Origin of the sequence: Streptomyces sp. AK02-01A (assembly GCF_033795305.1) — a bacterium.
Classification (GTDB): Bacteria; Actinomycetota; Actinomycetes; order Streptomycetales; family Streptomycetaceae; genus Streptomyces.
Map to the genome: position 1 here is coordinate 41,602 of NZ_JARBAE010000026.1, position 26,376 is coordinate 67,977.

Sequence of the window (26,376 nt, forward strand, 5' to 3'; positions counted from 1 at the left end):
CAGTCCTCGGGTACCGTGCTGACATCATTCGTGGGCTCTCCGTCATGCGGGATGTATGCGAACGTGCCGATGAGACGGCGCGAGGATGCCGCCCGGAGTTCGTGGGTCACCGGGCGACGCGCCATGTGTCGTGCTGTTCTCCGCTGGGACTACACCGGTGCGTCAGGTCGTAAGCGGTTCGACGCTGTGCGCCAGCGCCTCAAGGGCCTGGTCGATCTCACTCTCACTGATCGTCAGCGGTGGGCGGAACCTGAGGCCGCGTTCGCCGCACGGCAGCGCGATCACCTGGTGTTCCCGGTACATCCGTCGCAGGACGTCGTCACGGAGCCGGCTGTCCGGCAGGTCGACAGCGCACATCAGACCGCGGCCCCGGGCATTGGTCACGACCGCGGGGTGCTCGGTGGCCAGGGCTTCGAGTCCGTCGCGGAAGTACTTGCCGCACTGGACGACGGTCTCGAAGAGCTGCGTACGCTCGATCGTCTCAAGTATCCGAGTGGCCCGGACCATGTCGGCGAGGTTGCCGCCCCAGGTCGAGCTGATCCGGGACGAGACGGTGAAGACATTGTCCGGAACCTCATCGATCCGGCCACCGCCCATCACGCCGCAGACCTGGGTCTTCTTGCCGAACGCCACCAGGTCCGGCTGCAGGCCGAGCTGTTGGTAGGCCCACGCGGTGCCGGTGATCCCGCAGCCGCTCTGCACCTCGTCGAGCAGGAACAGTGCGTCGTACTCGCGGCAGAGCCGGTGCATCGCCTGGAGGAAGCCCGCGCTGAGATGGTTGTCCCCGCCCTCGCCCTGGATCGGCTCGGCGATAAAGCAGGCGATCATGCCGTCCGCGGCACGGAACGCCGACTCGGCGGCTTCCAGCGCCTGCCGCTCGGCCTCCTCATTGGCCCTGGCGTGCTGGGCCAGCGGGTGCTGAAGTGCGGGAGACGGGATCCGTGGCCAGGTGAACTTGGGATAGCGGGCGGTTTTTGCCGGCTCGGTGTTCGTCAGCGACATGGTGTAGCCACTGCGACCGTGGAACGACCGCTCCAGGTGCAGGACCTGGAGATTGTTGACGGCCTGCTCGTCGAGGCCCAGCTTCTGTGCCCGCCAGTCGAGGGCCGCCTTGAGCGCGTTCTCCACGGCCAGCGCCCCGCCGTCCACAAAGAACAGGTGCGGCAACCGCGGGTCACCGAGCACCCGGGCGAAGGTCTTGACGAACCTGGCGTACGGAACCGAGTAAAGGTCCGGGTTGGACGGCTTGTTGACGGCTGCGGCGGCCAGCTCCCGCATAAATTCCGGGTCGTCGGCGATGCAGGGCGGATTCATACCGAGTGGCGCCGAGGCAAAGAATGAGAAGAGGTCGAGATAGCGATTCTTTGTGACGGCGTCGACAAGCCAGGTACCGGAGCTGGCGGAAAAGTCGAGAACAAGATCGTAGCCGTCCACAAGCACGTGGGGCTCAAGAGCGCGATGCACGTCCCGAGCCTTCAGGTTTCCCGTTTCCGAATGGTGACAGTCAGGACGACATTCTTGTTCACCCATATGTGAGAACTCCTGTAGAGCAGGATGAATTATCAGAACTTTCAAGCGCCGGCTTGCCACGGCGGTGAACTGCGCGTTTCGCACTGTCATCCTGCCCTGTACTGCTCTTGGGGCCCTCTTCCAGCTCTCTCGGAGTTCTCTTCGCGGCTTTCTGTCAACGGCAGAAAGCCGCCTGTTCGACATCGCGCGGCGGCTGCTACTCTGCTGCACGTCGACCGAATGCTGACGGGCCTCCTCTTTTTTCTCTGAATTTGGCGGGAGATCACGACATGGTCGTTGCCGACTGGGACAGTGCCCGTGGCCGCATGCTGCTCGACCCCACCGTCGTCAACCTCAATACCGGCTCCGGCGGGCCACTGCCACGCCGAGCCTTCGAGCGCGTCACCGGACTCCGCACTCACCTCGCCGGCGGCCCGATGGATTTTCTGCTGCGCGAGGTTCCTCCGCTGCTGTGGAAGGCACGGGAGCGTCTGGCCGGATTCCTGGGCGGAGACCCGCACCGTCTGGTCCTCACCACCAACGTGACCGGGGCCGTCAATCTGGTGGCGTCCTCGCTGAGCCTGGCCGCGCCGGGCGAGATCCTGCTGACCGAGCACGAGTACACGCCGATGCGCTGGTGCTGGGAGCGGATGGCACGGCGGCAGGGCCTGGAGCTGAGGACATTCCGGCTGCCGGACCTGCCCGCCGACCCCGGCGAGATCGTCGACGCCGCCGTCGCCGCGATGAGCCCGCGAACCCGGCTGCTGTCCTTCAGTCATGTCGTCTCGTCGACCGGACTGGTCCTGCCCGCCAGGGAGTTGTGCGAAGAGGCCCGCCGACGCGGCATCGTGACCGTGATCGACGGCGCCCACGCGCCGGCGTTCATCGACCTGAACCTGGCCGACATACCGTACGACTTCTATGCGGGCAGCGGCCACAAGTGGCTCCTCGCACCGACCGGCGTCGGCTTCCTGCACATCGGCCCGGGACACGAGGAGAGCCTCGAACCGCCGCAGGTGAGCTGGGCGTACCAGCCACCGCCGGACACCGGGCTCCCGGACGAACGCGACCGGTTCGGCAGCACACCGCGACTGCGCAGGCTCGAATGCGAGGGAACGCGGGACATCTGCCCATGGCTGGCGATGCCTGAGTCGATCGACTTTCAGGCGGAGCTCGGACACAACAGGATCCGCTCGCGCAGACGCGAGCTGGCGGACCACGCACGCCAACGCCTCACGGGCCGGCAGGGCCTCGAACCGGCCACGCCCGAGTCGGTGGCCCTGTCCGGCGGGATGGTGGCGTTCCGCCTGCCCGAGGGAACACGAGCGAGCGAGCTGCGCCAATGGCTCTGGGAACGCTTCCGGATCGAAGTGGCGGTGGCCGAACGGCCGAATCGGCCGCTTCTCCGGGTCTCGGCGAACTTCTACAACACCGAAGCCGAGATCGATCACTTGGCGGATGCGCTCCAGGAGCTTCTACCGGGGCGCTCGTCCCGCCGAACCGGAGCCGCTCGTACCGTTCGACGGTGAACGAGGCGTCCGCTGCCCGGGACCGCGGCCGGGCCAGGGCCGCCGCGACAAGCGCGGCCCCGGCGCACGTTCGCCCTCACGTGTTCTTCAACGGCCTCATCCCGTCGGACGCCGTCACTTCACGCCGGAGTGCTGACACGCAGCGCGTGGTCGTCCTGACGCAGGATGGCCTGCATCACTCTCGTCATCCTCTCGCCCGGGCTGATCCCGATCTGCTCCCGCAGGATGTCCTTCGCCCGGTGGAAGACCTGGATCGCGTCGGCCTGGCGGCCCTCCGCGTAGTAGGCCTTCATGAGGCTGACATACAGGTCCTCGCGAAGCGGATCGCGGTCGACCAGTTCCGACAGCCGTGTGATCGCGTCGCAGTAGTGTCCGAGACCGACGTCGATCAGCGCACGCAGTTCGACAGCCGCCGTCCGCTCCTCTTCCAGGGTCTCCCCGCGCAGACGCAGCCGGCTGGAGGTGACGTCGGCGAAGGCCGGTCCCTTCCACAGGGCCAGCGCGGCATCGAGCCGCTCGGAGGCGTCCTTGTGCTTTCCGCACGCGTGCAGGCCCCGGACGTTGCGTACCGTCTCCCGGAAGACGAACAGATCGATGGATTCCGGCGGCACCCGCAACTCGTAGCCGCAGTCGTGCGAGCCGAGTGCGTCGCGGGCCAGCCCCGCCTCCGCCAGGGCCGTACGGATCATCCAGGCCGAGGTCTGCAACTGTCCCGAGACGGTCAGGGGCGGCTCGCCGTCCCACGAGTCCTCGATGATGGCTTCCTTGGAGATGACCTGGCCGGGTCGCAGCGCCAGCGACGCGAGGAAACGCCGCTGCCGCTGTCCTCGGATGGGTATGGGAACGGTGCCTTTTACGAGAGTCACCAGACCGAGAAGCCGGATCGTCACGTCATTCCAGGTGTTCATGGCGGATCCCCCTTGTGAAGGAACCACGCCCTCGCCCGAGAAGGGTGGACATGGCATCGGCGTATCGCGTGTTCGCAACCGTGCTTGCGCTGACGGCCTGTCCGGCGGATCTTCGTGGGATCGCGCCGGACACGCCCGAGTCCGGCCCGTCACTTCACGCCCAGGGCTATTTCCTCATGTCTCGTCGGCCCGGCGTGCCCCGGCACCGCGCCTCGCGGCGTGGTCGTCGGGCCAGAGCAGGCGAAGCCGTCGCTGGAGTGTGACCGTGAGCCCGTGCCGGTCTTTCCGGAAGACCGACACACTCGCCGAATCGCCCTTCTCGTTCTCTTCACAACTGATCCCCCGTATCTCTTTGCGATTTCAGGAGCACATGGATTCTCGAAGTGTCATCCGATGAGGTTCTTGAGGAATTTCGCCGCGATGGGACCCGCGTCGGAACCGCCCGACCCGCCGTCCTCCAGCAGGACCGACCAGGCGAGATTCCGGTCGCCCTGGTAGCCGATCATCCAGGCGTGTGTGCGCGGCGGGGTCTCGGTGCCGAACTCGGCCGTGCCCGTCTTCGCGTGCGGCTCACCGGGGAGGTCCCTGAGGGCCCGGCCGGCCCCGTCGGTGACGGTCGCGCGCATCATGCCGCGCAGTGCGTCGACCACACCGGCGTCCAGCCGGGCGGGAGCCTCGTACCGCTTCTTCACGGCGGCGGGCACCAGGGAGGGTTGCTTGAAGACACCTTCCTTCACCGTTGCCGCGATCGAGGCCATCACCAACGGCGACGCCTGCACCCGGGCCTGCCCGATGGTGGAGGCGGCCTTGTCGTTCGCGCTGCCGGCGACCGGGACACTGCCGTCGTACGTCGTGGTGCCCACGTCCCAGGTGCCGCCGATACCGAACGCCTCCGCGGTGTCGTGCAGGGTGGACCCGGACAGCTTCGCGCTGGAGTTGACGAAGAAGGTGTTGCAGGAGTGCGCGAAGTTGTCGCGGAACGTCGATCCGGCGGGCAGTACGAACTGGTCCTGGTTCTCGAAGCGTTGGCCGTTGACCGTGGCGAACTTCGGACAGTCCGCCCGGTCCGACGGCTTCATACCCTGCTTCAGCAGAGCGGCGGCCGTCACCACCTTGAAGGTGGAGCCGGGCGGATAGCGGCCCTCCAGCGCGCGGTTCATACCGGATGGCATGTTCGCGGCGGCCAGGATCTGGCCGTTGGAAGGGTCGATGGCGACGATCGCCGCGTTCTTCTTCACTCCGGTCAGAGCTTCGGCGGCGGCTCCCTGGACCAGCGGATCGATGGTCGTCCGCACCGGCTTGCCCTGGCTCGGCCCGGTGCCGGTGAGCTTCTTCACCACGTGGCCGGACTGGCGGTCCACGACCACGACCGACCTCGACAGGCCCGAGCCGCCGGTGAGCTGCTCGTCGTAGAACGCCTCAAGGCCCGACACTCCCTTACCGGTCCTGGCGTCGACCAGACCGACGAGTGAGGCGGACTGCAGCTCCTCGCCGTTCTTGTCGAGGATGGCGGCGCGGTCCCGGGATTCGAGAGCGAGCGTCTGCCCGGGAACCATCTCCGGATGGACCATCTCGGTATGGAATTCAATCTTCCATTTATCGCCGCTCCCGACGGCCTTCGCTTTCGAGTCCCACGCGTAGTCACCCGCTCGCGGAACAGCCATCTTCACAGTGAACGGAATTTCGACTTCCCCTTCCGCTCTCCGCTCGCCGGTACCGGCGCTGATCTCGGTCTTCGACGGCTCAAGGTTCGTCATGACGGATTTAATCAGCGATTCCGCCTTGTCCGGGGTGTTCGTCAGCCGGCCGGCCCGCCTGACGTCGCCCGCCTCCCAGGCATCGAAGAACTTTTCGAACTCCACCGTCGCGGCCACCACTTGGGGGTCCGAGACCTCGTCGGCCACCAAGGTGGAATACCCCCAGTAACCGATCCCCGCGGTCACGGCCAGCGCGGCGACCACCCAGACGATCGTCCGACCACGGGATCGACGCCTGCGGTGCGACGAGTAATCACCATAGCTGTCGGAATGCGTCATGGGACCCAGGCTATGCCAGCTTGCCCTCCCGCCACTCCCCGCACGCGGCGTTCAGGACAGCCCAGGAGTGCGACAGAATTACCTCGAACAAAGGCAATAACCGGCCGAAGTCGCAGGTAAGGAGCCATCAAAGGGACATCCTCCGGCCGAGGATATAGGGAAGGTCGGTGCGAATCGGTCGCCCTCCGCGCGGAGATTGGACTAGACCGTTGGAGGAATCAAGTCAGAAACGTTCGCCTTTCCGAGCCAAATTGACTGAATCCAATCGATTCGGCGGACCGATCCAGAAAGCCCGACAAGATCAGATCGTACGACCGGCTGTGCTTGCCTGGAGCTGCCGGCGCGTCCTCACTGTCCGATCCTCTCCGCCCGCTCTCGGCCCTCTCTCCGCACCATCCCCGATACGTCGAGGGAGAGGACGTCGGCGGCGAGCCCGGTCAGGGATGCCGGTAACCGTCCGCCACTGACGGAGTCGTCGTACGCGCATTCCATCGCATGGGCGCACTGCTGCCGCTCCTTGATGCGGGTGCTGATCCTCTCGGAGAAGATCAGGTCACACCCGGTTTCCTCCAGCGCGTCGAGCCGGCGCTGGAGCCCTGCTCAGGGCCCTCCCCCGGCTCCCGCGACCGCCCTCACGGGCTTCGTTACGGCGTCTGGCACGGCGACGTCGATGGCAGGACGCCGGGCAAGTGAAAGCAGGTACGACCGAATGTCCTCTGAGCAGTCCGGCCCGTCCCGCCGCGCTTTGCTGGTATCAGCGACTCTGCTGCCTCTGGCGGGATGCGACGCAGGTGATCGCTCTGCCTCCGGGTCGTCCCTGACACCGGGTCGCCGTTCCGCCGGCTCCCGGGACGGTTCGCGGTTCGCGGCGCTCGAACGCAAGCACGATGCCCGCCTGGGTGTGTACGCCCTGGCAACCGAAACCGGCGCCACGGTGGTCTACCGTGCGGACGAGCGTTTCGCGTTCTGCTCCACCTTCAAGACTCTCGCCGCGGCGGCGGTCCTGCACCGAAACCCACTCGGTCATCTGGACCTGCGCGTCACATACACCAAGGCCGACGTGAATTCCATCTCGCCGATCACCAAGGATCACATCGCGACCGGAATGACCATCAGGCAACTGTGTGATGCCGCCATCCGCTACAGCGACGGCACGGCAGGCAACCTGCTGATGCGGGACATCGGCGGTCCGGCACAGTTGACCGCGTATCTGCGCGGACTCGGAGACACCACCAGCCGCATGGACCACTACGAGCCCGAGCTGAACAGAGACCCGCCACAAGACCCGCGCGACACCACCACTCCTCGGGCCATCGCCGCCGACTACCACAAGCTTGTGCTCGGTGACGCGCTGGCCGCCGACAAGCGCGCCCTGCTCACAGACTGGCTCGAACGCAACACCACCGGCGCCAAGCGCATCCGGGCCGGGCTTCCCCAGGGATGGACGGTGGCCGACAAGACCGGCACCGGCGACTACGGCAGAGCCAACCACATCGCCGTCGCGTGGCCGCCGCACACCGCCCCGCTCGTGATGGCCGTCATGTCCGACCGATCCGGATACGACACCCCGCCCAAAGACTCCCTGATCGCGGAAACCACCACACAGATCGTCTCCGATCTCACCTGACCCGCCGCACCATCTCCAGGCGGGAGACGGCCCGGTACCACGGGCCGGTGGCGCCGCGGGTCGCTGCCGTCGCGCCCGACCCGGCCGCCGCCCGCAGCCGGATCACGGCTGGTGGCCCGCTCAAGGACGCAGTGCGCGAGTCCGCCCGGAGGGCACCTCACTCAGAGCCGCTGCCCGGCCGCGTCTCCTCGCGCCGCAATCCGGCCATCCGCTTGTGCCGCACAAGCGACCTCGGGCCACCTCGGAGCCCATTTCCGCTGGTGAAAGCGCCTTTGACCAGCTCTCCATGGGGGCATACAATTCGTTGCGCAACGAACTAAATATCTCACCCGACGGCTCTGGCCGTCCAATACGTCTCATAGGCCCGGCGCCGGTCCGTCTCGTGCCGCACGGCACGGCACGGGACGCGGACGTTCGGGACACCGGGATCCACCCCGGCGCGCCGCGGCCAAGTGCCGCACCGCGCCTCAGCGAAGGAAGGTGCGATGGTCACCACCGACCACAACGACGACACCGAGTTCAAAAGATCCGCCAGTCACTTCGCGGACCGGATCACGGCGGACGGCCGGGACGGCTGGCCCGTGCGAGCGGGACAGTACCGGCTGGTGGTCAGCCGTGCCTGCCCGTGGGCCAACCGCGCGATGATCTCGCGTCGGTTGCTCGGCCTTGAGGGAGCGATCTCGCTGGCCGTCACCGACCCCATCCAGGACGAGCGCAGTTGGCGGTTCACCCTGGATCCCGACGACAAGGACCCCGTGCTCGGGATCGGATTCCTCAGCGAGGCCTACGACGCCCGCGAGCAGGGATATCCGGGCGGAGTCAGTGTTCCGGCGATTGTCGACGTGCCCAGTGGAAGACTTGTCACGAACGATTTTCAGCGCATCACTCTGGATTTCGCGACCGAGTGGACCGCGCTTCACCGCGAAGGCGCGCCGGATCTCTATCCCGTGCCGCTCCGCGACGAGATAGACGACGTGGTCGATGCCGTCTACCGGGACGTCAACAACGGTGTCTACCAGGCTGGTTTCGCCAGAGACCAGCGGACCTACGACGAGGCCGTCGGGCGCCTGTTCAGCCGGCTCGACCGGCTCTCGGAGCGCCTGTCCACACAGCGGTACCTGGTCGGTGACACCATCACCGAGGCCGACATCCGGCTGTTCACCACGCTGGTCCGCTTCGACGCGGTGTATCACGGCCACTTCAAGTGTGGTCGTAACAAACTCAGCGAAGACCCGGTGTTGTGGGCCTATGCCCGGGACCTGTTCCAGACGCCGGGCTTCGGCGACACGGTCGACTTCGACCACATCAGACGGCACTACTACCAGGTCCACACCGACATCAATCCCACGCGTGTGGTGGCGGTCGGCCCCGATCCTTCCACCTGGCTCATACCGCACCACCGGGAGCGGCTCGGCGGGCGGCCCTTCGGCGACGGAACCGCTCCGGACCCGGTGCCGGCCGCGGAGGCGGTCCCTTCCATCGGCCGCGCCGACCGCGCGTGAGCCCTCTCCTTGTCGCACCTCATCCGTAGAAAGGCGGCCACCATGGCCTTCGAACTCGGCATCTACCACTTCGGCGAACTGACACCGGACCCCGCCACGGGCGTCCCGCCACGGCCGGGCGTCCGGCTGCGTGAGCTGATCGAGCAGGCGACGGCGGCCGATGACGCCGGCCTGGACGTGTTCGCGGTCGGTGAGCACCACCGCTCCGACTTCGCGGTCTCCGCTCCCGCGGTCGTACTGACCGCGATGGCCGAGCGGACCCGCAACATCAAACTGTCCAGCGCGGTGACCGTGCTGAGTTCGGACGACCCCGTCCGGGTCTTCCAGCAGTTCGCCACGTTGGACCTGATATCCGAGGGACGCGCCGAAATCATCGCGGGACGCGGTTCGTACACCGAGTCGTTCCCGCTCTTCGGATACGACTTGAGCGACTACGCGCAGCTCTTCGCGGAGAAACTCGATCTGCTGCTGCGGCTGCGCGACCGGCATCCGGTCACCTGGCGGGGCTCTCTGCGGCCGGCCCTGCGGAACGCGGACATCACCCCGCGGCCGGATCGCGAGCTGCCGGTGTGAGTCGCGGTGGGCGGGACACCGGCCTCGGTCGTACGGGCGGCCAAGCTGAACCTGCCGCTGTCGCTCGCGATCATCGGCGGCAACTACCGTCAGTTCGCTCCGTTCGTCGACCTGTACCGCAAGAGCGCCAAGGACTTCGGACACGACGCGTCGAAGCTCAAGGTGTCGATCAGTTCTCCCGGCTTCCTGGCGGCCACCCGCCGTGAGGCCATTGATGTCTCGCACCCGTATTTTCAGGCGGGCTGGATGGCCAACCACCACCAGCGCGGGCAGGGTGTGCCCATGCCACGGCTGGCCTACGAGGCGCAGGCGAGCGGCGCCGGGGCGTTCTTCCTCGGCAGCCCTCAGGAGATCATCGACAAGATCATGGCGCAGTACGAGGTCTTCCATCACGACCGCATGATGATCCAGATGGGATTCGGTGACGTGCCCCAGAAGGAGATGCTCAAGTCCATCGAACTGTACGGCGGCGAGGTGGCACCGGTGGTGCGCAAGGAGATCGCCTCTCTCCAGGAGTCGGCCGGACGGGTTTCGGGACAGGAACCGGTGGCATGAGCGATTCACTGCGCGTCGTCGCCCTGGTCGGCACCGTGCGCTCCCCGTCGAAGACCAAAGCACTGGTGGAGCTGATCCTCCAGACCATCGCCTCCCGGACGCCGATCGAGTCGCGGATCATCGAGATCCACACTCTCGGGCCCGGGTTCACCGGAGCTCTGGAACGTGAACAGCTCGACGCGGGCTCCGAGGACGCCGTGCGGGCCGTGGAAAGTGCAGACCTCGTCATCGCGGCGACTCCGGTCTTCCGGGGCTCGTACACGGGCCTGTTCAAACACTTCGTCGACTTCATGGACCAGTACGCCCTCGCCGCCAAGCCCGTGATGCTCGCCGCCACGGGCGGCAGCGACCGGCACTCGCTGGTCATCGAGCACGCCATGCGTCCTCTGTTCGCCTTCCTCCAGGCATGGACGGCCCCGGCCGGGATCTATCTGAGCGCCGGCGACTTCGACGGCACCACGATCCTCAATCCCGAGGTCTATGAGCGCGTCGAGATGGCCGTCGACGATGTGGTGCCTGTCGCGAGGGCTTTGGCCGCCGCACGGCATTCACTCCCCGGCTGACCCGGCGGCTCCCTCACGGACCCGCCACGGAAGAGACCCCCGCACACTGCCAAAACGTGCGGGGGCCGACTCCGGCCCCCGCACGACCTTCTGAACCACCGCGGAGTTCAGACGTGGATCCCGAGCCGGTCCAGCGGGCCGACGAGTTCGGCCTCTTCGTAGTCCAGGTGGGATATCAGAATCCGGTCGAGGAGATCTGTGCGGCTCTGGACATCCTCGATCGTGGCGTCGCCTCGGACGAGTGCGACCAGGGCCTTGTCCAGTGCGGTCAGTGCCTCGGCGATGACTTCGTGTTCCGCCTCCAGCCGCTGCACCACCGGCCCGAGCGATGCCTGGCGGGCCTCCAGCTCAGGGAACATGACCTGGTCCTCGATGGTGTGGTGGGTCGTGAGTGTGCGGCAGTAGGCCGCGCAGAAGGAGCCCAGCGTCCAGTAGTTCTGCCGCAGGGTGAGGCTGTTGATCAGCGACCGCGCGGCGGCGGGATCACTGGCGCCGATCGCGATCTGCGCCACGGCGTCCTGGATCTGCGCCATCTCCTGACGGAGTCCGGCGTGGATACGTATCAGCCGTGCTCCGGTCCCGCCGGGGTACGGCGCGGAAGGCGCGGTCTCATCGGCGGAGGTCCGGGGCGCCCGGGGACGGGTGGCCTCATCCAGGGACCCGTCCGGCCACAGTCCGCCGTCTCCGCCCGGCGGGGCGGAGACGGCGGCGGCCGGTGCGGGATCTCTCGGGCTGTCCAGGTCGGTCATGGGTCGGTACGGTCCTTTCACGGGCATGGATTGTCGGCCCGGGAACACGCCGCGCGTACCCGGGAAGGTCAGACCTCGGCGCCGGGCTCGTCCACGGCGACGGTCTTCCAGATCTCACTGAGGAACTGAAGCTGCTCCGCGCTGAGCTTGTCGAGGAAGTCCTTGCGCAGGTTGGTCAGATGGACCTTCCGTGCGCGGCGGTAGGCGGTGCGGCCCGCCGCGGTCAGGACCGCGTCCATCCCGCGGGCGTCGGTGGGGCATTTCTGCCGTGCCACATAACCCTGGCGTTCGAGGTCGTCGACAATGCGGGTCAGGCCACTACGGCTGATCAGCAGGGAGGAGGCGATGTCCTTCATCCGGACGCGGCCCTCGGGAGACTCCGCCAGACACAGCAGAACCTCATAGGAGGACATCGCGATGCGCTGGCTGTCCAGGAGCTTCCGGTCGAGCGTGCGAAGCAACTGCAGATGGGTGCAGAGGAAGCCGAGCCACACGTCCCGTTCGGTCGTGCTCAGCGGCCTGGACGGAGAGAGAGCGACCGACGGGGACTGGTCGGCCCCTTCCCGCGGCGAGCCGTCCGCTTCCACGGTCCCGGCCGGCGCTTCTTCATGGGCAGGAAGATCCACAACCACTCCAATCATTCGTTACTCAACGAATTGTACGGCCGTTGGCCGGCCACTCGGACAGGGCGCGAGAAGGGCCGCCGGGGCCGGGATTCCGCGCTCTCCCGGCCCCGGCGAATCCCCGGGAGGATCAAGAATCCTGGGGGATGATCCGCTTCTCGAATCCGGTGACCATGCCGTACTCCAGGCGGAGCGCCTCAAGGATGGAGTAGGCGTGGTACTTCGTCATCACGTCGGCGCCGGCCAGGCGTTCGCCCCAGTTCTGGCCGTTGTCGGTGACCTTCTCCAGGGTCTTCTTGGTGACGTAGTTGGTCATCTCGTTGAAGTAGTTCTCCCACAGCACCCAGGCGTTGCTGAAGCCGTTGCGCTGGATGAACTCCAGGTCCTCCGCCTGGTCGAGGGCCTCCTTGGCGAAATCGACGATGTCGTTGGTGTACGCGCGGGAGGCGACAGCGTCCTCACGGGTGCCCCAGCGGTTGACGTGTCCGGAGACGACGGCCTTGAAGTCGTAGTCCAGGATCCAGTCGTGGGCCTCGGCCCAGCCGCGGATGTTCTCCGAGGCGTCGCAGTGCTTGAAGGCGCTCCAGCCGGGGCTGATGATGTCGATGGCCGCGAGGACCTTCTGCTTCGGCGCGTAGATGAAGATGTTGCCCGGAGTGTGGTTGACACCCTTGTAGTCGAGCTGCAGCTTCACGCCGCCCACTTCGAGGGTCTCGTTGGTGGAGAACGTCTCGGTCGGCACGGGCAGTCCCCGCTCGCCGCCCAGGTCCGGCCAGCGCTGGATCATTTCCCGCGTGTACTCGTGGGAGATGACCTTCACATCCGGTCCGAAGATCCCGGCGGCGCCGATGTGGTCGGAGTGCCAGTGGCTGTAGATGAGGTGGGTGACCGGCGCGTCCGTGACCTCCTTGATGGCCCTGAGCATGTTCGTGCCGAGGAGCGGCGGAGCGTCGACGACGACGACTCCACTGCCCGTCACGACGAACATCGCGTCATAGGCACCCGAAGTCACGTAGTAGACGCCGTCGTTCATCTCCTCGACGTGGTAGCCCTTGGTGAGACGGTCCGGAAGGAACAGGGAGCCGTAGGAGTCCGCCGGTATCGGCCGGTAGTCGGCGAGAGTGTTGAGCGGCATTCCGGCCGCGCCGATCCCGTAACGGTCGGTCGGCTCGCCGAACTTCTTGTGCTGGTTGTCGGTCATGTCTGTTCTCTCTTGAGCAGGTCGGGCAGCGGCTTGTGGCACCGCTACGAGTGGATACGCAGGACCGGCTTGATGACCTTGCCGCTGCGGGTGTCGGCGACCGCCTGGTTGATGTCGTCGAAGTCGTAGAAAGCGACGAGGCGGTCGAAGGGGAACTCGCCGGCCTTGTAGAGGTCGATGAGCTGAGGGATGAAAAGCTGCGGGATGGAGTCGCCCTGGGCGATTCCGCGGATCGTGCGGCCACCCAGGAGAGCGTTCATGTCCACCTGTGCCCGGGTGCCGGCCGGGGCTCCGCCGATGAGGGCCGCGGTGCCCAGCGGGGCGAGCGCGTCGACGGCCAGTGTGAGCATCTCCGGCCGTCCGGTGATCTCCAGGACGTAGTCCGCGCCGGTACCGGTGATCTCGGCGATGCGCGCCGCGGTGTCCTCTTCCTTCCCGTTGACCGTGTGGGTGGCGCCGAGTTCGGCGGCCAGGGCCAGCCGCTCGGGAATGACGTCCACCGCGATGACGGAGGCGGCGCCGGCCACACGCGCGGCCATGACCGCGGCCAGACCGACCGCTCCTGCCCCGATGACGACCACGCTGGATCCGGCGGGAACCTGGAGCGAGTTCAGAACCGCTCCGGCGCCGGTCTGCATGCCGCAGCCGAGCGGGCCGAGCAGCTCCAGCGGCACACTGTCGTCGACCTTGACCACATTGCGTTCGGTGGCCAGAGCGTGCGTGGCGAAGGACGACTGGCCGAAGAAGTGCCCGTGGACCGGGGTGCCATCGGCGTCGCGCAGGGCGTTGGTGCCGTCGAGTCGCGAGCCGCCGAAGTTGATGGGGAAGGCCGCCTCGCAGTACGTGTACTGACCGCGCAGGCACGGGCCGCAGTGGCCGCATGCCTGGTACGACATGATGACGCGGTCACCAGGGACGACGGTGGTGACACCACTGCCGACCCGCTCGACCACTCCCGCGCCCTCGTGTCCCAGGACGGCGGGCAGCGGGGTCGGCAGGGCCTGGTCGCGTACGTGCACATCGGTCTGGCAGACGCCGGTGGCGGCCACCTTCACCAGCACCTCGTCGGGGCGCAGTGCCGTATCGAGTTCGAGTTCCTCGAAGAGGAAGGGGCCGCCTTTGTCACGGACCACGGCCGCTCTGACGGCCTGTGACGAAGCGGTGGAACGGGTGGTGTGCGGGGAGGGAGAGCCCTCTTCTGCCGCCATGGTGATTCTCCAAACCGGATGTCCGCGGCGCTGCCAGGCGCGGGTGCGTTCCTGGGCGGAGCGGGGGTCCGTCAGCCACTGCTGCGGGCCTGAAGAGTGAACCTGCGATGGCTACGTGTGTCGCTCCCAAGGGGCCGCACCGTCTGCCATTTAGTTCGTTGTGCAACTAACCATAAGTCGATGCCTCACGCCCGTCAAGGCCGCATCCGGACCCTCTTCCACCATGCCTCCTCTTCGAGCTCACCCTCTGGCACCAGAGGGCCGCCGAGCGGACCCGTCGCGAAAGACCGGCTGCTATCATTCGTTGCGTAACGAACGATTGTGATGGACTATGGTCACCTCATCAGCGAATATCCAGCTCAGAGCGTCATAGAAATCGCAAGAACCTGATCCGCTGTAGCCTGGGTTCATCCCTGGCGCATCGGCACAGACCGTTCAACCGCGGCCGAGCCTTCGCCGTGGACGGCGGGAGATCCGGAATCCCGGGAGCGGCACCGGACCCTTCGCCCGCCGAAGCAAAAACACCGCCGTCCACACACACTGTCGTCCACAGACACTGTCGTCATCGGTCGCGCACCGAACAGACGCCTCACGCGGCGGACAGCCGCATCCACTCACCATCCACCGGCACACTCACTGCCAGGAGACACCTTCATGTCCCCCTCTTCCACTCGCCCGGTACACGCTCGGAACCTCATCGACGGGGCCTGGACCGACTCCGCCAAGTCCACCGAATCGATCAACCCCGCGACCGGCGCGGTGCTGGGCACCTTCGCCGACGGCGGTGCGGACGAGGCCCGAGCCGCCATCGACGCCGCCCGGCGCGCTTTCCGCGCCGGTGACTGGGCCCGCGACCGTGATCTGCGCGCAAAGGCACTGTTCGAGCTGGCCGACAGGATGACCGAACGGCGCGAGGAACTCATCGAGCTCCTCTCCCTCGAAAACGGAAAGATCATTCCCGAGGCCACTCTGGAGATCGATCTGACCATCTCCAAGATCCGCTACTACGGAGCGCTGGCCCTGACCGACTCCGGCCGCGCCGCCGAGGTCAAGCCGGGCCTGTACTCGATGACACTGCGGCAGCCGGCCGGAGTCGCCGGGGTCATCGCTCCCTGGAACTCCCCCGTGATCCTGTCCGTACGCTCCTTCGCACCGGCTCTGGCGGCCGGCTGCACCGTCGCGATGAAGCTGCCGGGCCAGACCGGCCTCACCAACGGACTGCTCTACGAGATCCTGCGGTCCACCAAGAGCCTGCCCGCCGGGGTGGTCAACACCTTCACCGAGTCCGGCAGCGCCGGTGCCCGGCTGATCGTCGCGGATCCGGACGTGGACGTGATCAGCTACACAGGCAGCACCGGAGTCGGGCGGAGCATCATGTCCGACGCCTCCCAGCACCTGAAGGGCATGTCACTCGAACTGGGCGGCAAGACGCCGATGATCGTCTTCGACGATGCCGATCTCGATGCCGCCGTGCCCGTCCTGACCGCGGCGATCACGACCTTCACCGGTCAGTTCTGCATGACCGGCAGCAGGATTCTGGTCCAGCGGGGCATCGCCGACGAACTGCGCACCCGGCTCTCGGCCGCGCTGGAGTCGGTACGTGTCGGACCGGGCACCGACCCGGCCAGCCAAATGGGCCCGCTGATCGACAAGGCGAACGCCGAGCGCGTGGACCGGGTCGTCGCCGACGCCGGTGCCTACGCCAAGATTCTCGTACGTGGCGGTGTCGTCACCGAGGGTCCGCTGGCCGCGGGCGCCTTTTTCCGTCCGAGCCTGGTGGAGACGGACGACGTCCAGCTCCCCATCGTCCAGCAGGAGGTCTTCGGCCCGGTGGCCACCTTCGAGATCTTCGACGACGAGGCCGACGCGATCGCGCGCGCCAATGCCACCGATTACGGACTTGCCGCGAGTGTGTGGACCCGCGACGTCGACCGCCCGCTGCGTGTCGGCCGTGAGCTGGAGGCCGGTACGGTCTGGGCCAACACCTGGGCCGTCATCGTCGACCAGATGGAGGAAGGCGGCTTCAAGCAGAGCGGAGTCGGCCGGCTCAACGGAGTGCGTGGGCTGGAGGAGTTCCAGGAGACCAAGCACATCGTCCACCCCGCTCCTCGCGCCGCCTGATGTCCGGTGGCGGCCGGCCGGCCCGTACCGGTCGGCCGCCCGCCCGGAGCCGGGATATATCCGGTGAAGCACGGAAGTCCCGCCGCTCGGGCCCTGAGCGGCGGGACTCAACCACGAGGCGTGCCTCGCGTACGCGCTGTTACGGAACAAGCCTGAGCAGCTTGTTGGGCGAGCCGGAACCGATGCCGGACAGGACGTTGGACGTCGCGCCGTTGGTCAGCGCGGTGGCCACCGCCGCCGGAGAGGCACCGGGATGGTTGGTCAGGTAGACGGCCGCGGCTCCGGAGACGTGCGGCGCGGCGAAGGAGGTGCCGTCGCCGGTGTAGGTGGCCGTGTCGGAAGTGTTCCAGCCCGCCGTGATGGCGGATCCGGGAGCGAAGATGTCCACGGTGGAGCCGTAGTTGGAGTACGAGGCCCGCGCGTCCGTCCTTGTTGTGGCACCCACGGTGATCGCTGTGGGCACCCGCGCGGGCGAGTAGTTCGCCGCGGAGGCGCCCGAGTTGCCGGCCGCGATGGAGTAGGTCACGCCGGACGCGATCGAGTTCTTCACCGCGTTGTCGAGCGTTGTGCTGGCCCCGCCGCCGAGCGACACATTGGCCACGGAGGAAGCGACGTGGTTCGCGGTTATCCAGTCCACGCCCGCGATGACACCGGCGGTCGTACCGGAGCCGTCGTTGCCGAGGACCCGAACGGCGACGATCTTCGCCTGCTTGGCCACACCGTAGGTGGTGCCGGCGACGGTTGTGGCGACGTGCGTGCCGTGACCGTAACCGTCCTGGGCGGTCGCGTCGTTGTCGACGAAGTCATAGCCGTAGGACGCCCGGCCGGCGATCTGCTGATGGGTGATGCGAACACCGGTGTCCAGGACGTAAACGGTCGTGCCGCCGCCCGCCGAATCCGGGTACGAGTAGGTGCCGTTCAGCGGAAGGTTCGCCTGGTCGACGCGGTCCAGGCCCCACGGGGCGTTGGTCTGCGTACCGGTGGCATAGACCTTCTGGTCCTGCTCGACCGAGGCGACGGCGGGGTCGGCCGCCAGACGCTTGGCCTCCGTAGCGCTGAGAGTGGCGGCGTAACCGTTCAGCGCGGACGTGTAGGTCCGGTTCACCTTGCCGCCGTATTCCGCGACGAGCCGCTTGCCCTGTGTGGCGGATGCCGTGAATCCCGCCGTCTTCTTCAAAGTGACGATGTAGCTGCCGCTGATCGCCTCGGCGGCGCCGGCGTGCAGGACTCTGCCCTCGGCCGGTGCGGCCTGGGCGGGAAGCGCGGTGCCTGCTCCGACGATCGCCGCCACGGTCGCCGCGGTGGCGATTGCCGTGGCGAGCCGCCGCTGGGGGGTACGCGCTGCTGCCATGGAGTTGGTCCTCCTCGATCGGTGGCGCGCCGATGTGCTGTACGCGCTCAACTCGGCTGCGGCGTACGGGAGTCGGACGCCGCACAGCGACGATGCACCGGGCCGTTCGAGGGCAACAAGGTGTTTCCGGGAGATGTCATGACCCGGACATAGGGCGTTACGACGCGTTTCCAGGGCGTCACAACACGGCAATCAACCGGCCGGTCCCTTCCGATGACCGCGCCTCACACCGGGCGCGGCACCGTCGTGGGACAGGCGGGATGTGTCAGACAGCGTCTAGGGCGTGTTTCGAAAGTAGCGCCGTCCGCCCCCTGGGGCGGGGCTCGCGGCGTCTGGTGCGTGCGATCGCAAGGCGGAGGATCGTTCGCGTACTGGATGTACTGGGACGACTCCGACAACGCGGCGAGCGTGCGTGCCAGGCGTCGCGAGCCAGGCGGGACTTTCGAAACACGCCCTAGAGCGCGAGCGAGCGCCCGAGGATCTGTTCGGCGAAGGGACGCACGTCGTGCTCGACCATGCTGATATCCAGCTCGATATCAACCTCCGCGCCCACAAAGATCGTTGCTCCCGGCAGCGGCGGCAGCCCCGAGACGCCGAACTCGCGGCGATCGACCCTGGCGCGCCCGGTGAAGCCCAGACGGCGTCCTCCCGTGAACGGGAAGATGTCCTCGCCCAGGAATTCACCGACGAGCGTCACCGGCCGGGTTGTGCCCGCGATGGTGAGGTCGCCGTCCATGGACCAGTGACCGGCCTCGCGGCGAACCGCGTGACCGTGGAACTCCATGACGGGATGGCTCGCGGAATCGAAGAACTCCGGCGAGCGGAGGTGTTGATCACGCACGGGAACCCCGGTGTCGACCGTCGCCGTGGCGACGCGCACCTCGGCGCTCGAATTCCCGGCCGGGTCGGTGATGTGGACGGTTCCCTCAACGTCCGAGAAGCGGCCGCGGACCCGGACGAACCCCAGGTGCCTTGCCACGAATCCGACGCTGGAGTGCAGTGGATCGATGTGCCAGGTTCCGGTGGGCAACGCGGCCGGGGTCGCGTCGGTGGTGGCGGGCATGACCGGAGAGGCGGTCACAGTTGTGCTCCTCGGGCGGACGGCTGACGAGGGAGCCGGACATGCGGGGCGACCTTCTCGGCGAAGAGCGCCGCCTGAGCCTCGCTGTCCGCGTTGACGGGCCAGAAGAGGAAGGAGTCAAAGCCCAGCTCTTCGCGGTAACGGTGCAGTGTGTCCACCCAGAATCCGGGCGGGCCGACGAGGTTCTGGCCCTCGAAGACCGGGTTGCCGTCGTCCGTGACGGTTCCCATGACGTTGTAGATGCGCTGGACGGACCTCGGGTCACGGCCCGCCGCGGTGGCGGCCTCGTCGATCACCCGCTGAAGCTCCGGCACCCGCTCCGGCGGAGCGTAGCTGTTGGTGGGCAGCCAGCCGTCGCCCAGCCGGCCGGTGATCCTGAGCATGCGGGGCCCGTACGAGCCCACCATGATCGGTACTGGCCGCGCCGGAAGCGGTCCGGGGTGCGCGCCGCTGACGCGGTGGTACTTCCCGTCGAAGCGCACGGCGCGCTGCGCCGGGTCGCTCATGGCCTTCATCACCCGCATGGCTTCCTCGAAGGCATCGGTGGCCTGGGCCGGGCTGTACTGGGGTCCGCCGTACGCGGCGGTCGCCGGAGGCGCGGCTCCCGCGCCCACACCGAGGACGACTCTGCCTCCGCTCAGGGTGCTGAGCGTGGAGGCGGCCTTGATCAGTGGCGCCGGAGGCCGGAGCACGGTGTTGGCGACGTTGGTCATGAAGGTCACGCGCTGTGTGGTGGCCGCCAGCGAGGTGATCAGTGTCCAGGCGTCGAGGAATTCCGGATGGTAGAGGTGGTCCTGTACTCCGACGAAGTCGAGTCCGGACTCGTCCGCCAGTTGTGCCAGCCGACGTGCTGTCTCAAGGCCGGTGGAGGACGGGTCGATGTTGAGTCCGACGGAACCGGTCGGGATTCCCATGGTCTTCTCCCTGCTGGGGCGCCGGCAGCGGCCGGCGTAATGTATCTGCCGGTGTAACTATTGCGGGTACAGATATATTTCTCGGGTGGAGCGGAGCCGACGCATGCATGACGACGAACTGGACCGGCGGGCCCTGGGCTCATGGCGGGATTTCATCCTCGCCTACCACCACATCACCCGCGCGATGGAGCGCGAGATGAGTGAGCGGGCAGGGCTCACCTTGTCCCAGTACGACGTGCTGCTGCGTCTGTCGGAGTCGCGCGAGGGCCGGATGCGCATGAGCGACCTCGCCGACGCCATCGTCTACAGCACCGGCGGTCTGACCCGCCTGTTGGAGCGTATGGACAAGGCTGGGCTGGTGGAGCGGCTGCACTCGGCGGAGGACCGGCGTGTTGTCCACGCTGTACTCACCGACGACGGCCGCCGTCGGCTCGCCGAGGCCTCACGGATCCATCTCGAAGGCATCCGGCATCACTTCGGGCGGTACCTGCGGCCCGAAGAAGCGCTGCCGGTCAGTGAGTTCCTGCACCGGGTTCACGGTGCTGCCCGGCCGGGTCAGCCCCGTCCGTCGCCGCCTGGCCGGTCAGCCGGCCCAGCAGGATCTCGCTGATCTGCCGAAGCTGACCGATCTGCTCCTCGGAGAGGTGCTCCAGCAGGCGCGCGTGCGCGGACCGGGCCTGCCACGGTGCTGCCTCTCGGAGAGCGGTCAGACCGGCGGCACTGAGTTCCGTCAGATGAGCGCGCCCGTCCCGTGGGCTGTCCAGGCGGCGTACCCAGTCCCGCTCCTCCAGCCGGTCGACGAGATGCGACAGCCGGCTCGGTGACACCGCGGACCGGCGGGCCAGGTCGCCCATGCCCATCCGGTGTCCGGGGGCTTCTTCGAGCCACCCCAGGATCTCGTAATGGATCTGCCGCATACCTGTCGCGCGGCGCAGCTCCTGGGCCAGTTGTTCCGAGAGGAGTCGTGCGGCGCCGAGAAAGGCTCGAACGGTCTGCTTCTCGTGCGAACCGCGCTCCGGTGGTGAAGGGATCAGTGTGGACATGGTGACTCCGTACGTGGTCAGTCGGCCGGCAGGACGGGACGGGCGTCCCGCCCGTACCGGGCGTGGTCAGATCAGTCGGACGGCCTCCTCGTACTCCAGGCGCGGGAGCCGCTCGAACCAGGGGTTGTCGCCGGGCCTGCCGATGTTGACGACGAGGAAGGACCTGAGCCGGCCTTCCGGGAAGAACTCGCGGTCCACTCCTGCGGCGTCGAATCCACCCAGAGGCCCCGCGGTCAGTCCGGCGGCCCGGACGGACAGCAGGAAGTAGCCGGCCTGGAGCGCCGAGTTGAAGCGGGCCTGCTCCTGATGGTGGACGGGGTCGGCTTCGAGCATCTCCTTTATTTCAGGACGGAACGGCAGCAGCCGAGGCACGTGTTCCGTGTACTGGGTGTCGTAGGCCAGCACGGCGATCACCGGCGCGGAGGCACTCTTGTCCCGGTTGCCTTCGGCCAGATGCGGGATCAGCCGCTCCCGGGCCGGCTCGGTGCGTAGGTAGAGCACGCGCATGGGGTTGGTGTTCGCCGAGGTCGGAGGCCACTTGGCCAGCTCCCAAATAGCCCTGAGCTGCTCGTCAGAAACCGGCTCGTCAGTGAAGCTGTTCGGCGTGCGGGCCGCGGTGAACAGCAGCTCCCGGGCGGTGGGTTCGAGAGCGAGGAACTCCCCTCGAAGAGGTCGGACGAGGTGGTCGAGTCGATCGAAGTCATGAAGGGATTCCTTGTTTCTGTTTGGCTCCTCGTCGCGCGCCCGGAGTGGTGGGTCCGGTCCGCGGTACCGAGGAGGGGCCACACCGGGCATGAACGCGGTGAGGCAACGATCCGGTGGCCGGGTGGCCGGCCGGAAGACATGCCGGACGGGTGATGGACGGAGCGCCTGGACACGCGATCCAGGTCCTGAGCGGACAGCCGATGCGTGGGGCCTGGACGGGATGCCTGCTGACAACGGCTCTGCGGGCTTCCGCCGGGCTCGCCCAGCGCATCCGACCGGCCTTCGCGGTCAGTGCCCCTCCGTCCGGCGCGCGAGGAACCTCTCGCGGAACCAGAGACCGATGACGCCGGCCAGCGTCCAGGCACTCAGTACCACTACGGCCCTGGCCACACCGTCCCCGTGGAAAAACGCCAGCCCGTTGACGGCTCGCACTCCCACTCCGACGGGCAGGACGAACGAGAACGGATGGAGCCAGCCGGGAAGGAAGTCGGCGGGCAGACTGCCACCACTGGTGGCGTTGCCGAGCGTCATGAACAACACCGCCGCGCTGCTGGAGCCGACAACACCAAAGGTGCGTACCAGTGTCATGGTGGCGGCCCCTACGGCGAGGGCGACCAGTGCCACCAGGCCGACGACACCGAGAAAAGGCGCGGGCAGCACATCGAAGACACGGACGATGGCCGCCACGACCACTCCACCGCCGACTCCGAACGCGGCGAGGCTGGCCAGTCGTTGGCGCAACGCGATGCGGGGCGCCAATTGGTAGGTCATGATGCCGAACAGGTAACCGGACAACACCAGACCGAATGTCGTGTAGAACACAACAAGCCCACGTGTGTCCCGTGGTGATGCCGGTACGACATCGAGGCTCTTCAGCCTTTCTCCGTCAGCGGCGGCCTGAGCGAAGGCCTCCGTGACGAAGCCGGTGACCGACGGGCCGTGCGCTCCGGCGTAGAGCACCAGAGGGCCGTCCGCCGCTCGTGACGCGTAGGCGGCGAAGACCTTCCCGTGCTCGACGGCGGCGCGTGCCGCGCCCTCGTCCGGGAGCGCTCTGACAAGGAAGGCACCCGGGGCCCGGTCCTCCAGCAGTGTCTCCATGCGCTCCGCGTCAGCGGCCGTGCCGACCACGGCGACGGGCAGATCGCGTGGCACCGGCGCGTGGAAGGCCGCGAGATACACACTGATGAAGATCGCGCCGATCACCACCACGATGGCGACCGGCATCAATATCGCCTTGCTTCCACTCAGCCCCGCCCGGACAGGAGCGGGCCGAACGTGGCCACCCACGGCGGACAAGGAGCGGTCCTCGGTGCCGCGGGTTTCGATGGGCGTGCGGGGCATGTCGTGGTCCTTGCTGGTGAGCGGGCCGGACTAAGCGCGAGGGCTTCCGACGTCGGTGATGCAGAAATGAGGAACGCCTCGCCGCCGGAGAAGGGACAGCCGGCAGCGAGGCAACCGATTTAGTTCGTTGCACAACGAACTATACACACTCCTTGATGAGAGAATCGGCCGCTGAGGGCTGTCCCGTACTCCCTGGTGGATCAGCGCGCGGCGTCGGATGCGGTGCATCGCAAGGCGAAGGCGCACGGACAGCTCTTAGGCACTCGCCGGGGAAGCCCGGTTTCTTCCAGGCACCAGAAAGGGCACCTGACCTGGGCCGAAGCCCGTCAGGCGCCCTTTCACCGCATCTCCGCGGACCGGTTTCGATCGCTGTCAGCGCGATCCGCGGACCGAGCAGATCGCCGAACCGATCACCGAGGACACGGCGTCCGGATGAGAGATGAGCGTCAGGTGGGAGCCGCCCTTGAACTCCGTGACCTTGGAGTGAGCTCGTCGCGCCATCGCCCGCTCGGACTCCGGAGTGATGATCTGGTCGCCGGTACTGATGAAGTACCAGGAAGGGATCTTCTTCCACGCCTCGTACTTCGACGGCGTACTGAACGCCGCGCTGGAGGCGGCCCGCTGCGTGGCCCAGAGGTCGGTCGCCCGACCGGCCGGCAGGTCCCTCGCGAAGTTCTTGAGGAAGATGTCCTTCTTGAGGTACAGGTCCGCCGCGCCTCTCGGCGCTCCCGGATACGGCACCTTGTCGTACAGCTTCTCGGGAGGAGACGTGTTGAGGGCCGACGTCTTGCCGCTGAGCTCTCCGGTGGTCTCCCCGATCGCCGGCGCCGCGGCGTCGACGTAGACGAGAGCCTTCACGTTGTTGGCCTGAGCCGCCGCGTTGGTGATGACCGAACCGCCGTACGAATGGCCGGCCAGCACAACCGGGCCCTTGATGGTACGGAGGAAGTCGGCGACCGTCTGGGAGTCGCTGGTGAGATTCCGGAGCGGGTTGCCGATGGCGCGCACGGGATAGCCGGCCTCCCGCAACAGCTTCACTTCACCGCTCCAGCTCGATGTGCCGGCCCAAGCGCCGTGGATGAGCACGACCGTGGGCTTTCCCGTCTTCGGCGCCTTGCAGTCCGCAAGCTCCGACACGAGCGACTTCGACGCGTTGTGTTCTTGGGCCGCGAACGCGCTCGATGTCGTCAGCGCGGTGGCTGTGAGACATGTGCAGAGCGACGTGAGGATCGCGGCGAGGCGCAACGAGCTGCGCGACACGTAGCAGGCCATGGAAGAAACCTCCCGGCTCGTAGCTGCGTCACTGTGGCAGACGCCGTCGGACTCATAGTGCGGCGCGGCGCCGCATCCGGCGAGCCGGAGATTTCCGGCCCCCACGTTACGGCCGGGTGAGTCCGGAGAGCGTCGCCAGCCACCCGACTCCGCCCCGGCCTGCTCGACCACGTCACAGGCGGACGAAGAGGGCGCCGTGCCCGGTGATGTAGGCCATCCAGGTGGTCGCCATGGACTCTCCCTGGCTTCTCCCGTGCGACATCCGGCTTCTCCAGAACGGCACAAGGAAAGGGTTCTGCCTCCTTCAGCCGGGAAGTACACCGACTTGTTTCCCATGGGCGAACCGCGCGTTAGACTCGCGGCATGAGCGTGTCACCCAAAGTCGACCGAGTGAAGGAGCGCCTCGTACAGACGGCCAGCGAGCTGTTCTACAGCCGCGGTATCAATGCCACGGGTGTGGACTTGATCTGCGAGGTGGCCGGTGTGTCGAAGCGCTCGATGTACAAGCGGTTCGCCGGCAAGGACGAGCTGGTGGCCGAATATCTGACGGGAACAGGGACGAGCATTCTGGCGGGCTACCTGCCGGCGGACGACCATGGTTCGCCGGTTGCCAGAATCCTCTCGGTGTTCGCAGCCGCGCAGCGGGACACCACCAAAGAGGACTTCCGTGGCTGCCCGCTGATCAACGCAGCCGCCGAGCTGTCGGTCCCGTCCCATCCGGCGCGCACGATCGCGGCCGACTACAAGCTGGACCTCCAGGCGTACTTCACCCGCCAGGCCGCGCTGGCCGGAGCCCGGGAGCCGGAAGCTCTTGCCGAGCAGCTCGCCATCCTCTTCGACGGTGGCCTGGCATACGCCTTGGTGCGTCGCACGGTGATGCCGACGGGCATCATGGCGGCGGCGAAGGCGATCATCGACACGCAGATCGCCGTCGAGCCGCGCCCCGAGGAAGCCGCGAGTGACGCGGCGGCGGACGGGTCCGAGGCGGCTGTGTTGGAGGCGTAGCACCTCAGACGCCGCCGGGTTCCGGCACCGGACCTCGGCGATCACTCGCTGTGGCGTCCCGCACCACCTCAAGCGCGGTGCGCGCGAAGACCCGGACGGCGCCGTTGTCGTCTCCGGCCCGCCACACCAGGCCGTACCCGATGGGATCGGCGTCCTCGAACGGCAGGTACGAGACGCCGGGCCGGGTGTAGTACGTGGCGGTGTGCGCGGCCGACAGCAGTGCTCCCTTGCCGCCGGCGACGAGCATGAGTGCCTCCTGCAGATTGGTGACGGCCGGGCCGCGGCCGATCGGTCTGCCGCTGGGCGTGTGTGTCGGCACCTGGCGCTCCAGCCGGTAGTCCGGGACCTCACCGGCGATGGTCAGCAGCGGCACACCGGCCAGGTCTTCGAGCGACACCATCTCTCCGGCGGAGAGCGGGTGCGCGGTGGAAATCACCAGTACGCGCTCCTCCATGAGCAGAGTCGGTCCCTCGCCCAGATCCTTCTCACACACCGGGAGTTCCGAGAGCTGGACGTCGAACTCGCCATTGCGTAGCTGCCCGAACGGGTCCGAGAGCGGTACCTCGCAGATCTCGACGCCCAGCTCCGGATGGCTGGCGCCCAGCGCCTCCGCGGCCTTCAGCACGATCTCACCGGCCGGCGGGCCGGAGAACCCGACATGCAGTACTCCGTTGATGACGCGCGCGGCAGCGGCGGCCCGTGCCACTGCGGCCTCGACCGCGCGGTGGTGCGGTTCGAGGTCGTCGCGGAGCTGTCGGCCGAGAGCGGTGAGGGCGACGCGGCGGCTCGTACGGACAAACAGCGGCGCGCCGACGCGGCGTTCCAGACGCTGGACGAGCTGGCTCACCCTGGCCCGCGACAGACGCAGCCGATCGGCCGTACGGCCGAAATGCAACTCCTCGGCGAGGATGAGAAAACATTCCAGTTCAACGCGTTCCACGGATGTCCCCAGATCGGTAA

Annotated in this window: 22 protein-coding genes and 1 pseudogene; 8 read left to right on the forward strand and 15 right to left on the reverse strand. The window is 67.4% G+C overall.

The genetic code is table 11. The annotated features are described in order from the left end of the window. Nucleotides 1-162: 162 nt before the first annotated feature. Complete coding sequence (lat, locus tag PV679_RS22855) at nt 163-1,530, reverse strand: L-lysine 6-transaminase (RefSeq protein WP_319682224.1); 1,368 nt, start codon at nt 1,528-1,530, stop codon at nt 163-165. Nucleotides 1,531-1,799: 269 nt separating this feature from the next. On the opposite strand from lat, the gene PV679_RS22860 reads away from it, so the two are divergent. Then, the gene (locus PV679_RS22860; protein WP_319682225.1) at nt 1,800-3,038 is read left to right on the forward strand and encodes an aminotransferase class V-fold PLP-dependent enzyme; all 1,239 of its coding nucleotides are present in this window, start codon (nt 1,800-1,802) and stop codon (nt 3,036-3,038) included. A 119-nt stretch (nt 3,039-3,157) separates the two neighbouring features. Here PV679_RS22860 and PV679_RS22865 read toward each other — a convergent pair whose 3' ends face one another. Both PV679_RS22865 and PV679_RS22870 read right to left on the reverse strand, forming a co-directional pair. Then, entirely contained in the window at nt 3,158-3,946 is a 789-nt protein-coding gene (locus tag PV679_RS22865; protein WP_319682226.1) for an AfsR/SARP family transcriptional regulator, read from the reverse strand. Nucleotides 3,947-4,332: 386 nt separating this feature from the next. Then, nucleotides 4,333-5,982, reverse strand: coding sequence for a penicillin-binding transpeptidase domain-containing protein (locus PV679_RS22870; protein WP_319682227.1), 1,650 nt, complete (start codon nt 5,980-5,982; stop codon nt 4,333-4,335). Nucleotides 5,983-6,691: 709 nt separating this feature from the next. On the opposite strand from PV679_RS22870, the gene bla reads away from it, so the two are divergent. The 4 genes and pseudogenes from bla to msuE all read left to right on the forward strand — a co-directional run bounded on the left by bla (nt 6,692) and on the right by msuE (nt 10,802). After that, entirely contained in the window at nt 6,692-7,609 is a 918-nt protein-coding gene (gene bla, locus PV679_RS22875) for a class A beta-lactamase (protein WP_319682228.1), read from the forward strand. A gap of 485 nt (nt 7,610-8,094) precedes the next feature. Then, entirely contained in the window at nt 8,095-9,111 is a 1,017-nt protein-coding gene (locus PV679_RS22880) for a glutathione S-transferase family protein (protein ID WP_319682229.1), read from the forward strand. 42 nt (nt 9,112-9,153) lie between these two features. Beyond that, nucleotides 9,154-10,239, forward strand: a pseudogene (locus tag PV679_RS22885) (LLM class flavin-dependent oxidoreductase). Further along, nucleotides 10,236-10,802: an FMN reductase gene (msuE, locus tag PV679_RS22890; RefSeq protein ID WP_319682230.1), complete on the forward strand. Its 567-nt coding sequence runs from the start codon at nt 10,236-10,238 to the stop codon at nt 10,800-10,802. Before PV679_RS22885 ends, msuE begins: the two are co-directional and overlap by 4 nt. Nucleotides 10,803-10,909: 107 nt before the next feature. Here the strand turns inward: msuE and PV679_RS22895 are convergent, their stop codons facing one another. The 4 genes from PV679_RS22895 to PV679_RS22910 all read right to left on the reverse strand — a co-directional run bounded on the left by PV679_RS22895 (nt 10,910) and on the right by PV679_RS22910 (nt 14,583). Continuing rightward, nucleotides 10,910-11,551: a hemerythrin domain-containing protein gene (locus PV679_RS22895; RefSeq protein ID WP_319682231.1), complete on the reverse strand. Its 642-nt coding sequence runs from the start codon at nt 11,549-11,551 to the stop codon at nt 10,910-10,912. A 68-nt stretch (nt 11,552-11,619) separates the two neighbouring features. Next, the gene (locus tag PV679_RS22900) at nt 11,620-12,177 is read right to left on the reverse strand and encodes a MarR family winged helix-turn-helix transcriptional regulator (protein WP_319682232.1); all 558 of its coding nucleotides are present in this window, start codon (nt 12,175-12,177) and stop codon (nt 11,620-11,622) included. A gap of 127 nt (nt 12,178-12,304) precedes the next feature. Continuing rightward, nucleotides 12,305-13,375 (reverse strand): MBL fold metallo-hydrolase, encoded by a 1,071-nt coding sequence (locus tag PV679_RS22905; RefSeq protein ID WP_319682233.1) that lies wholly within the window; start codon nt 13,373-13,375, stop codon nt 12,305-12,307. Between the two features lie 44 nt (nt 13,376-13,419). Then, nucleotides 13,420-14,583: an NAD(P)-dependent alcohol dehydrogenase gene (locus PV679_RS22910; RefSeq protein ID WP_319682234.1), complete on the reverse strand. Its 1,164-nt coding sequence runs from the start codon at nt 14,581-14,583 to the stop codon at nt 13,420-13,422. Nucleotides 14,584-15,237: 654 nt separating this feature from the next. On the opposite strand from PV679_RS22910, the gene PV679_RS22915 reads away from it, so the two are divergent. Further along, complete coding sequence (locus PV679_RS22915; protein ID WP_319682235.1) at nt 15,238-16,704, forward strand: aldehyde dehydrogenase family protein; 1,467 nt, start codon at nt 15,238-15,240, stop codon at nt 16,702-16,704. Between the two features lie 139 nt (nt 16,705-16,843). On the opposite strand, the gene PV679_RS22920 is transcribed toward PV679_RS22915, so the two are convergent. The 3 genes from PV679_RS22920 to PV679_RS22930 all read right to left on the reverse strand — a co-directional run bounded on the left by PV679_RS22920 (nt 16,844) and on the right by PV679_RS22930 (nt 20,050). Beyond that, complete coding sequence (locus PV679_RS22920; protein ID WP_319682236.1) at nt 16,844-18,055, reverse strand: S8 family peptidase; 1,212 nt, start codon at nt 18,053-18,055, stop codon at nt 16,844-16,846. A 454-nt stretch (nt 18,056-18,509) separates the two neighbouring features. Then, nucleotides 18,510-19,118 carry a YceI family protein gene (locus PV679_RS22925; protein WP_319682237.1) on the reverse strand — a complete coding sequence of 203 codons (609 nt, stop codon included), beginning with the start codon at nt 19,116-19,118 and terminating at the stop codon, nt 18,510-18,512. A 14-nt stretch (nt 19,119-19,132) separates the two neighbouring features. After that, nucleotides 19,133-20,050, reverse strand: coding sequence for an LLM class flavin-dependent oxidoreductase (locus PV679_RS22930; protein WP_319682238.1), 918 nt, complete (start codon nt 20,048-20,050; stop codon nt 19,133-19,135). A 103-nt stretch (nt 20,051-20,153) separates the two neighbouring features. Between PV679_RS22930 and PV679_RS22935 the strand changes: the two genes are divergently transcribed. Next, complete coding sequence (locus tag PV679_RS22935) at nt 20,154-20,660, forward strand: MarR family winged helix-turn-helix transcriptional regulator (RefSeq protein ID WP_319682239.1); 507 nt, start codon at nt 20,154-20,156, stop codon at nt 20,658-20,660. Here the strand turns inward: PV679_RS22935 and PV679_RS22940 are convergent. The 4 genes from PV679_RS22940 to PV679_RS22955 form a co-directional block, all read right to left on the reverse strand. Continuing rightward, entirely contained in the window at nt 20,563-21,093 is a 531-nt protein-coding gene (locus PV679_RS22940) for a MarR family winged helix-turn-helix transcriptional regulator (protein WP_319682240.1), read from the reverse strand. The genes PV679_RS22935 and PV679_RS22940 overlap by 98 nt on opposite strands. 66 nt (nt 21,094-21,159) lie before the next feature. Further along, nucleotides 21,160-21,879, reverse strand: a complete 720-nt coding sequence (locus PV679_RS22945; RefSeq protein ID WP_319682241.1) for a malonic semialdehyde reductase — start codon at nt 21,877-21,879, stop codon at nt 21,160-21,162. Nucleotides 21,880-22,086: 207 nt separating this feature from the next. Further along, nucleotides 22,087-23,139: an ABC transporter permease gene (locus PV679_RS22950; RefSeq protein WP_319682242.1), complete on the reverse strand. Its 1,053-nt coding sequence runs from the start codon at nt 23,137-23,139 to the stop codon at nt 22,087-22,089. Nucleotides 23,140-23,511: 372 nt separating this feature from the next. Next, nucleotides 23,512-24,411, reverse strand: a complete 900-nt coding sequence (locus PV679_RS22955) for an alpha/beta hydrolase (RefSeq protein WP_319682243.1) — start codon at nt 24,409-24,411, stop codon at nt 23,512-23,514. Nucleotides 24,412-24,774: 363 nt separating this feature from the next. On the opposite strand from PV679_RS22955, the gene PV679_RS22960 reads away from it, so the two are divergent. Continuing rightward, entirely contained in the window at nt 24,775-25,416 is a 642-nt protein-coding gene (locus PV679_RS22960; RefSeq protein ID WP_319682244.1) for a TetR/AcrR family transcriptional regulator, read from the forward strand. A gap of 4 nt (nt 25,417-25,420) precedes the next feature. Here PV679_RS22960 and PV679_RS22965 read toward each other — a convergent pair whose 3' ends face one another. After that, complete coding sequence (locus PV679_RS22965) at nt 25,421-26,356, reverse strand: LysR family transcriptional regulator (RefSeq protein ID WP_319682245.1); 936 nt, start codon at nt 26,354-26,356, stop codon at nt 25,421-25,423. Nucleotides 26,357-26,376: the final 20 nt, after the last annotated feature.